This is a genomic window from Anaerolineae bacterium, from assembly GCA_014360855.1.
GTDB lineage: Bacteria > Chloroflexota > Anaerolineae > JACIWP01 > JACIWP01 > JACIWP01.
This window is the reverse complement of record JACIWP010000111.1, coordinates 1-9,674: the sequence shown is the minus strand read 5'-3', so window position 1 is coordinate 9,674 and position 9,674 is coordinate 1. Positions and strand designations below refer to the sequence as shown.

Below are 9,674 nucleotides of genomic sequence, written 5' to 3'. Positions count from 1 at the left end.
TTCCAGCCGGCCTGCAGACGGATCTCGACGGTGCGCAGCGGGGCCGGCGTGGGCGATGGGGTGGGGGTGGGGGTAGGCGCCGGCGGGCGCGTGGCCGTCGGCGTGGGCAGGAGCAGTTGGCGGGCACGCTGGATGGCGGCCGGGGCATTGATCAGCCCATAGCCCAGTTCCTGGTTCCAGCCCCTGGCATCGTATGGGGTGGTGCCGACCTTCAGGGCGGTGTCCTGCATGACGCCGGCGACCTGGTCGGCGGTGAGCGCCGGCGCGATGCTCCAAATGAGCGCGGCCAACCCTGAGACGTGCGGGGCGGCCATCGAGGTGCCGAAGAGGGTGGTATAACCGCCGGCCGGCGCCAGGCTGTAGATGCCGACGCTTTGCGTGCCGCCCGGCGCGGCCAGATCCACCCCAGGGCCGTAGTTGGAATAGCTTGGCCGGCGCTGGCGGTCGTCGGTGGCGGCCACGGCCAGCGTATCGCTGTACGCCGCCGGGTAGAGCAGGGCGCCGCCCTGGTTGCCGGCGGCCGCCACGACCAGACAGCCCTTCGCCCGGGCATATGCCACCGCTTCCTGCAGATTGGGGTCGTGGAAACTGCCCCCCAGGCTGAGATTGATGATCCGGGCGCCGTGATCCGCGGCATAACGGATGGCGCGGATGATGTTGAAATACGAGCCGTCTCCCTTGGCGTCGAGCACCTTGAGGGGCATTACTTTGGCCCGCCAGGCCATGCCGGCGATGCCGATGCCGTTGTTGCCCACGGCGGCCAGGATGCCGGCCACATGGGTGCCGTGGCCGTTATCATCCTGCGGGTCATTGTCCTCGTTGATGAAGTCATAGCCGGCCAGGAGGTTGCCGGCCAGGTCCGGATGCCGCGCGTCCACACCGGTATCCACCAGGGCGATGACCACGGCATCTCCCTGGGACTGCTCCCAGGCGGTGGGCATGCCGATCTGCTGCATGTTCCACTGCCGCCACCAGGCCGGGTCATCCGGTTCGCCGGCGATGTGGGCGATGTAGTTGGGGCCGATATATTCGATGAGCGGGTTGGCGCTGAGGAGGTCAATCAGCTTCTCCTCCATCCCGGGCTGGACGGCGACGAGCTGGAGGTCCAGGGCCTCCTCCACGGCCAAGGTCTGCATGCGCGCGCTCAACAGGGCGGAGGCCGCCATCATCGGGGGCAGGCCCTGCCGGAAGCGCACGATCAACTGGCCGGGGACATAGGCGGGGTTTTCCGGGGCGGGATGGGGGCTTTCTGCCCGCACGCCGTTCGCCAGGAACAGGAAGAGAAGGACGAGAAGCACGCCGGCGGTGAGGCGGACGGCCGGCGGTTTTCGGGCGGCGGATTGTCCTTGACCTGGGTGGGGCCCTCTGTTCATCCTTGGTTTTTTTCTCGGTCAGGATATCATGCGCATCACTAGCGTCACTGTGTAACCATAGCGCAGGTCTGCAGGATCAGGACGATGGCCAGGATGATAATGACAGCCCACATCCACAGCCAGGAAACGGCCGGCGAGCGGCGCTTTTTCTGCTCCTTGGGGCGAGGAAGCTCCGCCTGACAGCGCCAGCAGACTATCTTTTCATCCGGGTTCCAGGTACCGCACTTCGGACAGTTCACGCATGTCCTCCAGGGCGTTGCACAGCCGGCTGCAACTCCCATTATAGGGCGAACTGGATGGCGCGTCAAGGCATTTATTGGAGATCCCCATGCTTTGACATCTCTCCCCGATGATGATAAGATGATACCGCAATATTCCCGCAAAGGTGAATACATGGTCGGTGAAAGAAATCGTCCCAGCGCCCAACGCGGCCGACGCGCCTCCATCCGTCCCGACGTGGAGCAGATGAACCGCGCCACCAAGCGGCTGTACCTGCACCGCCGGCTGGACGAGGTCGAGAGCCAGATTCAAACCAGCTTGTTCCGCTATCTCAACAGCCTGTTTTCCGCCGGCCCCCATTGGCTCAGCCGGCGGCAGGAACTGTGGGAGGACGTGATGGACCTCCATTACCTAGAGGCCAGCCGGCGCGCCATCCTGCAGAGCCTGGCGGACCTAAATATGCCGGCGTTCTCAGCCCACCGCCCACCCGACAGCACAGACACAGATGATGACTAAGGAGAAGCGATCGGTGGAACTGCTGGAGATCGTGAAAGCCCTCAGCGAGGCGCCTGGCGTCGCCGGCTTTGAGGGCCCTGTTCAGAAACTCATCCGGTCGTACTGGAAACCCTACGTGCATGAGTTTCGTACTGATGCCCTGGGCAACCTCATCGGCCTGCGCCGCGGACAGCGGCCGGCGGATGCCCCGGCCCGCTCCATTATGCTGGCCACGCACTGCGATGAGATTGGCCTGATGGTCACCGGCATCGAGGAAGGCTTTCTGCGCTTCACCAGCGTGGGTGGGATCGACGCGCGGGTTCTGCCGGGTCAAGAGGTGACGGTCTTCGGCCGGCAGGAGCTTCCCGGCGTCATCGGCCTGCGGCCGCCCCATTTGGTGCCGGCGGAACAGCGCCAGAAGCCCCTTCCCATGGATGAGCTGTTCGTGGACGTAGGATTGAGCCAGGAGCAGGCGCAGAAGCTGGTCTCCATCGGTGATCCGATTGCCTTTCGCGTGCCGGCGCTCGAGCTGGAGAACGAGCGCGTGGCCGGCAAAGCTTTCGATAACCGTGCCTCTGTTGCTGTCGCCACCGTTTGCCTAATGACCCTCCAGGGCATGCACCATGCCTGGGATGTGTATGCGGTCGCCACAACGCAGGAGGAGGTCGGCCTGCGGGGCGCCATGGTTAGCGCCTACGGCATCGCGCCTGACATCGCCATCGCCATTGACGTCACCTTTGGGGATGGGCCGGGGCTTTCGGACGCCGAGACCTTTGAGCTGGGCGCCGGCCCGGTTATCGCCATCGGGCCGAACGTGCACCCGGTGCTCCACGAGGCGCTGGTCGAGGCTGCCAAATCGTTGGAGATCCCCTATCAGATCGAACCCCTGCCCGGACACAGCGGCACCGACGGCTGGGCTATCCAGGTGACGCGGGAGGGCATCCCGACGGCGGTGCTGTCCATCCCGACGCAGAACATGCATTCGCCGGTGGAAGTGATCTCGCTGAAGGACATCCGGCGCGCCGGCCGTCTGCTGGCCGGGTTCATCAGCACCTTGAATGAGGAATTCGTCCGCCGGCTGACCTTTTCCCTGCCTGAGTGAGGGTGATAACCGTGCTACTGCAACGACTGAGCGATGCCTTTGGCGTTTCCGGATGCGAGGAAGAGGTGCGCAACATTCTGGCCCAGACCGTGCGCCCCCATGTGGACGAACTGCGCACCGACAGCCTGGGGAATTTGATCGCCATCAAGCGGGCGCGCGCCGGCGTGGAACGCCCGGTACGCGTCATGCTGGCCGCCCATATGGACGAAGTCGGCCTGCTGATCACCCACATCGAAAAGGACGGATTACTGCGCTTTCAACCGGTGGGAGGCATCGATCCCCGGCTGTTCCCGGCCAAGCGGGTGGTCATCGGCAAGGAGTGCGTGCCCGGCGTCATCGGCGTCAAGCCCATCCACCTGCTCAAGCCGGAAGAGCGCGAGCGCGTCACGCCAGTGGAGCAAATGTACATTGACATCGGTGCCACGAGCAAGGAAACTGCCGAAAAGCGGGTGAAGGTCGGGGATTACGCCGCTTTCGCCACGCGTTTTGGCACACACGGCCTGGAAGGGGAAAGCCGGCTGGTGCGCGGCAAGGCCTTCGACGACCGCGCCGGCTGTGCCGTCCTGGCCGCGGTACTGCAGGGCGACCCTTACCCGGTGGAACTGGCCGCCGTCTTCACCGTCCAGGAGGAAGTCGGCCTGCGCGGCGCCCGCGTGGCGGCCTACGCCCTGGCGCCGGATGTGGCCATCGCCCTCGAGGGCACTATTTGCGATGACTTGCCCAAGAAGAAGGACCAGAGCCCGGTGACGCGGGTGGGCAAGGGGCCGGCCATCACCCTGGCGGACCGCAGTGTCGTGGCGGACCGCCGGCTGGTGCGACTGCTGGTGGACACGGCGGAACAAGCGGGCATCCCCTATCAGTTCAAGGAGCCGGCGCTGGGCGGCACGGATGCCGGCGCCATTCACCTGACGCGCGCCGGCGTGCCCAGCGCGGCGCTGGCGGTCCCCAGCCGCTATATCCATGGGCCGGCCAGCGTCCTCAGCCTAGATGACCTGGAACATGCCATCGCGCTGGTGCGCGCCGTACTGCCGCGTCTGCAGGACTGGCCCGACCTGAAAGTCTGAACGGCCATCTTCTTCACATTCCCAGGAGAGGCACAACCGTGGAAGAAATCGTGCGTGAGCTTACGGAAGCATACGGCCCCTCGGGTGCGGAGGGAAAGGTACGCGGATTGATCCAGGAGCGGATCGCTCCGTATGTGGACGAGCAGCGAGTGGACGCGCTGGGCAACCTGATTGCCTGCAAGCGCGCCGGCACCTCCCCAGCCGCCGGCCGGCTGATGCTCGCCGCCCATATGGACGAGATCGGCCTCATCGTCAGCTACATTGATGAGAAGGGCTTCCTGCGCTTCCATCCCATGGGGGGCGTGTTCCCGCTGACCCTGTTGGGCGGCCGCGTGGTGTTCGAGAACGGCACCATGGGCGTCATCGGGATAGAGCGCTGGCAGGAGGATAAAATTCCGCCCATGGACAAGCTTTTCATTGACGTGGGAGCCGCGTCGCCGGCGGATTGCCCCGTCAAGGTCGGGGACATCGCCGGCTTCCACCGGCCCTTCTTCGCCCAGGGCACGCGCTGGGTGGGCAAGGCCATGGATGACCGCATCGGTTGTGCCGTGCTGGTCGAGTTCCTGCGGCAGGTGAAGGAGACCATTTACGACCTGTATGTGGTTTTCACCGTCCAAGAGGAAATCGGCCTGCGCGGGGCGATGGTGTCCGCCTTTGCCGTCGAGCCGGATGTGGCCATTGCCGTGGATATCACCACCACCGGCGACTATCCTGAGAGCGACAAGATGGCGGTGGAGCTGGGCAAAGGGGTGGCCATCAAGGTCAAGGACAGCGGCATGATCGCCCACCCGGGCCTGCGCCGGCACCTCGTCCAGCTCGCCGAGAAGGCCGGCATCCCCTATCAGCTCGAGGTGCTCCGTCGGGGCACTACGGACGCCTACGCCATGCAGGTGAGCCGCGAGGGCGTGCCGGCCGGCGTCCTGTCCATCCCCACCCGCTACGCCCACACCCCTTCGGAGATGGTGGACCAGCGCGACGTGCGCGCCGCGGTGGACCTGCTCCTGCATCTGGTCGCTCAGCCAATGGAGCTGGGGGGCTGAGCATCATTGTGCCAATAAACAAAACTGGGGAGCCAGATGGCTCCCCAGTTTTTGTGTGACGGACAGGAGGGCTTGGGATCAGGCGGCCGGCGTCTCGGCGGCGGCGTTCTTGCCGGCGATGCGGCCGAAGACCACGCAGTCGGCCATGGCCACGCCGCCCAGGCGCACCGCACCGTGGATGCCACCGGTGACCTCGCCGGCGGCATACAGGCCGGGGATCGGCTCGAAGTCCTGGCCAATGACGCGGCCGTTCACATCGGTCACCAGACCGCCCATAGTATGGTGCACCTTCGGCCACAGGCGGGCGGCGTAGAACGGCGGCTGGAAGCCCAACGGCTTGGCGTCCTTGAAGATCATACAGCCGAAGTCCTCATCCTTCCCGTTCTCGACAAACTGGTTCCAGCGCTCCACCTCGGCCTTGAAGGCGTCCCAGGGGATGTCGTAGGCCTTGGCGAACTCTTCCAGGGTATCGAACTTCTTGATGGCGCCGTTCTTGAGACCGCCTTCGATGACGTTGGCCGGCACGTTCTTCTCCGTGGCGTAGGTATCCGCCACGATGACCGCCGGCACGCCGATCTCGATGATGGCATCGGCGCGCACCTTGCGGTTGCCGGTCTCGTTGATGAAGCGCTTGCCGGTCTTCGGGTTGATCATGGGCGCCCACCCGACCACGCGCTCGCAGAAGAGCGGCACCAGCCCGAAGCCAGGCTCATCCGGGCTGGCCCACGGGCCGAGCTGGATCCAGTCCATATGCACGTCCATGGCACCGATCTTCAGGGCGGCGCGCAGGGCCTCGCCGGTGGCGCCGGGATGGTTGGTGCTCTCAAAGGCGTCGGTCAGGCGCGGGTCGTGGATCATGCGCATCTTGACGTCGCGGGAGAAGCCGCCGGTGGCCAGGACGACCGCCTTCTTGCCTTGATGTAGATGCTCTTGCCGCTGGTCTCGTCGCCGAACTGATAGCCGTCCTTCACCTCGATGCCCACCACGCGGCCGGCCTCGTTGACGATGAGCCGCTCCAGCTTGCGCTGGGTCTCCACATTCACGCCCAGCTCCTGGAGCTTCTTGAGCATCTTGTTGATGAGCTCGGATCCGCCGTTGACGAGCTGGACGGTGCGCGGGACGGAGTGGCCGCCGTGGTAGGTCAGGCGGTAGAACTCGGCGCCGATGTAATCGCGGGCCCATTCCGCCGCCTCGAGAGCCTTTTCGGTGAGGATTTTGGCGCGGTCCACGTGGTTGAGGTTCAGGCCGGCCTTGAGCATGTCTTGCAGCATCAGCTCCGGCGAGTCCTCAATGCCCTGCTCCTTCTGATACCAGTTGCCGGGTGCGGCGAAGTCGCCGCCGTTGATGATGGAGTTGCCGCCGGGCATTTCCATCTTGTCGATGACCTTGACGGCAGCGCCGGCGTTCTTGGCCTCGATGGCGGCCGCCAGGCCGGCGAAACCGGTGCCGACGACCACCACATCGGCTTCCTCATCCCACTTGGAGGGGACAGGGCCGCTGGGCATGGCTTTCTGACAGCCGGCGAGGGTGCTCGCCGCCAGGGTCATGGTGCCGCCCATGGCCATACCCTTCAGGAACTGCTTGCGCGAAACCTTGCTGGACATCTTCGCCTCCTTGCTGTAACCTGGTCAATGGTATTGTATTTGTGTCCGGCTGGGCCGGCGGGCCGGCCCAGCCCATTCACCCCCGAATGCGTCCAGATCCCGCACTAGGCCGGCTAGTCCTGATGGCACTGGGCGCAGTAGTTCTCCTCCGGCCGGTGGGACTTGTGGCAGACGGTACAGCGCAGATTGGGCCAGTGGCTGTTGTGCGGATTCCTGTCGAGATGGGCGGTGCGCTCTGCCAGCGACTCATAGGAGCGGTGGCATTTCAGACACATGTCGTTGGCTATCTTCCTCTCTGTGAGCGGGTTATCATAGTTCCCCGTCACATAGGCCGCCACCTCTTTGAGGGCACTGATGGGCGAGGTGACGTGGCAGTCCTTACATCCCACATGGGCCTGCTGATGGATGTTGTCGAGATACTGGGAGGAGTGGTACGAATCCACATAGGGGCGGATGATGTGGCAAAGGCTGCAGAACGAGGGATTGTAGCTTGCCTCCCACAGCGCGTAGACAGCGTTGGCGGCCACCAGCAGGATGAACAGGGCAATGATAATGGTACAGGCGATACCCCGGCGGGCGATAAAGCCCTTCAGCCCTTTGGGGGACGGTGAAGTGGTTGACGTGTCCATATCTGCATCTCCATGATCTTTGTAGCTTATATACTCTGCATGATAAGCATCGAGCGTTTTATCACAAATGTTTGAGGATGTCAAATCTATCTGGCCTGGTGTTTCGCCGGCGCGAGAAAAGCCTGGGGGCCTCACCGGCTCCCCAGGCTTGGCGTTCGCCGGTCGTGGTCCCGGATCAGGCGGCCGGCGCCTCGGCGGCGGCGTTCTTGCCGGCTGTGCGGCCCATGACGATGCAGTCCATAAAGGCACAGCTCCCCAGGCGCACCGCGCCGTGGATGCCACCGGTGACCTCGCCGGCGGCATACAGGCCGGGGATCACATTGCCGTCCAGGTCCAGCACCTGGGCCTTATCGGTGATCTGCAGGCCGCCCATGCAGTGGTGGACGGAGGGCCACTGCGGGATGGCGTAGAAGGGCGGCTTCTCGATCTTGGCCTTCATGCTGGGCTTGCCGAACTCCTCGTCCACACCCTTGTCCACCATTTCGTTGTACTTGGCGACGGTCTCTTTCAGCGCCGCGGCGTCGATGCCGGCCTTCTGCGCCAGCTCCTCCAGGGTGTCCGCCCGGATGATGCGGCCTTTCTTCACGCCGTCTTCGATGTGCTCGCGGTTGAAGAATTCATCCACCTTGGAGTCGTCGAAGATGGTGAAGGTGGGTTTCTCCTTGGCCTCGAAGAGCTGAGCGTCGGCGCAGACCTTGCGGTTGGCCAGCTCGTTCACGAAGCGCTTGCCGTTCTTGGCCACGTAGATGCAGTAGGCCGGCGCGTTGAACGGGACGACCGCCGGCCGGTCCAGGATGCCGGTCTCCGGGTCGGCGAAGGGATAGAGCTGGATCCAGTCGAGCTGGGTCGCGGCGGCGCCGATGCGCATCGCTTCCACCATCACCTCGCCGGTGGCGCCGGGATGGTTGGTGCTGGGGAATTCGGCGGTCAGCCAAGGCACGAACTTGGCGCGCAGTTCGACGTTCTTGCAGAAGCCGCCGGTGGCGATGACCACCGCCTTCTTGGCCTTGAAGTACTTCTTCTGGCCGCCGGTCTCCACCTCGACCCCCAGCACGCGGCCCGTGTCACATCCCTCGCGGACCAGGCGGGTCACCTTGTGCTCGTAGAGGATCTCGATCTTCATCTCCTCGGCTTTCTTCAGCATGGCCTTGATGGCATCACTGCCGGAAGAGTTCGCCGTGGTGTGGGTGCGGGGGCGAGAATGGCCGCCGGCCTGCACGATCTTTTCCTGGAACGGGGTGCCGAGGTCGAGCAGCCACTCGATGCCATCCACCGACTCGGTAGCCACCTTCTTCGCCAGGGCGGGCCAGTTGAGGCGCTGGCCGGCCTTCAGCATGTCCTCCATCATGATATCGGCGGAATCGGGGGGCAGGTCGGGGAACTTGCGGCGGATGCGGGAGTCCCAGGCCGCGTAGACGCCGCCGTTGATGGCGGAGTTGCCGCCGGGGACTTCCATCTTTTCCAGCACCAGCACGTCAGCGCCGGCGTTCTTGGCCTCAATGGCGGCCGCCAGGCCGGCGAACCCGGTGCCGATGATCAGCACCTCGGTCTCGCGGTCCCACTTGGCAGGGATGGGGCTCTCGGCCGCCGGCTTCTGCGCGCAGCCGGCCAGCGCGCTGACGGCCGCGCTGGTGGCACCCACTGCCGCCATGCCTTTCAGGAACGCTTTGCGGGAAATCTCTTTCTGCGCCATCGTTTTTCCTCCTTGTGTGATATTTCGTTATATTATCAGCTCGTGTATGGCGAGCTGTCTGACCGCGGTGTGCTGCTCTTCTGGAGTCCGGTATGTTTTATTTTTCACCATACGTTGTTAATTATATCACGAACTATGCGGTTTGTCAAGAATGGATATACACATTGGGCCGGAAATGCAGTAATATTGTTGCAGGCGTGCCGGCAATTATCGGTCGCCGTCGGAGGGCGCGACGGGAACGGGGGAACGAGGCGGGGACAAAAAGAGGGGGGTCAGGTATGCCCTGACCCCCCTCTTGGCATAGCCCTCGATGGGGTTACCGCACGCGCAGTACCTGGCCGGCGTAAATCAGGTTGAGGTTGTAGATGCCGTTGAGCGCGGCGATGGCCCACGGCGTGGTCCCGTAGAGCCGGGCGATGGACCAGAGCGTCTCCCCCCAGCGCACCACGTGATAC

Annotated in this window: 9 protein-coding genes and 1 pseudogene; 4 read left to right on the top strand and 6 right to left on the bottom strand. The window is 64.4% G+C overall.

The annotated features are described in order from the left end of the window. Positions 1–1,373: peptidase S8 (locus H5T60_07585; protein MBC7242292.1), on the bottom strand; the 1,373-nt coding region annotated here is incomplete at its 3' end. Between the two features lie 44 nt (positions 1,374–1,417). Further along, positions 1,418–1,612: a DUF2116 family Zn-ribbon domain-containing protein gene (locus H5T60_07580; protein MBC7242291.1), complete on the bottom strand. Its 195-nt coding sequence runs from the start codon at positions 1,610–1,612 to the stop codon at positions 1,418–1,420. 154 nt (positions 1,613–1,766) lie between these two features. Here H5T60_07580 and H5T60_07575 point away from each other — a divergent pair, with 154 nt between their 5' ends. Genes H5T60_07575 through H5T60_07560 form a run of 4 tightly spaced genes read left to right on the top strand, consistent with a single transcriptional unit; the run spans position 1,767 to position 5,293 of the window. Further along, entirely contained in the window at positions 1,767–2,108 is a 342-nt protein-coding gene (locus H5T60_07575) for a hypothetical protein (GenBank protein ID MBC7242290.1), read from the top strand. Between the two features lie 13 nt (positions 2,109–2,121). Then, positions 2,122–3,189 carry a M42 family metallopeptidase gene (locus tag H5T60_07570; protein MBC7242289.1) on the top strand — a complete coding sequence of 356 codons (1,068 nt, stop codon included), beginning with the start codon at positions 2,122–2,124 and terminating at the stop codon, positions 3,187–3,189. An 11-nt stretch (positions 3,190–3,200) separates the two neighbouring features. Then, positions 3,201–4,253, top strand: a complete 1,053-nt coding sequence (locus H5T60_07565; GenBank protein ID MBC7242288.1) for a M42 family metallopeptidase — start codon at positions 3,201–3,203, stop codon at positions 4,251–4,253. A gap of 38 nt (positions 4,254–4,291) precedes the next feature. Continuing rightward, positions 4,292–5,293 carry a M42 family metallopeptidase gene (locus tag H5T60_07560; GenBank protein ID MBC7242287.1) on the top strand — a complete coding sequence of 334 codons (1,002 nt, stop codon included), beginning with the start codon at positions 4,292–4,294 and terminating at the stop codon, positions 5,291–5,293. 78 nt (positions 5,294–5,371) lie between these two features. On the opposite strand, the pseudogene H5T60_07555 reads toward H5T60_07560, so the two are convergent. The 4 genes and pseudogenes from H5T60_07555 to H5T60_07540 form a co-directional block, all read right to left on the bottom strand. Further along, positions 5,372–6,897: pseudogene (locus H5T60_07555) on the bottom strand (flavocytochrome c). A 113-nt stretch (positions 6,898–7,010) separates the two neighbouring features. Beyond that, complete coding sequence (locus H5T60_07550; GenBank protein ID MBC7242286.1) at positions 7,011–7,526, bottom strand: cytochrome c3 family protein; 516 nt, start codon at positions 7,524–7,526, stop codon at positions 7,011–7,013. Positions 7,527–7,701: 175 nt separating this feature from the next. Beyond that, entirely contained in the window at positions 7,702–9,219 is a 1,518-nt protein-coding gene (locus H5T60_07545; protein ID MBC7242285.1) for a flavocytochrome c, read from the bottom strand. A gap of 316 nt (positions 9,220–9,535) precedes the next feature. Then, a partial coding sequence (locus H5T60_07540) for a LysM peptidoglycan-binding domain-containing protein (protein MBC7242284.1) occupies positions 9,536–9,674 on the bottom strand: 139 nt, incomplete at its 5' end.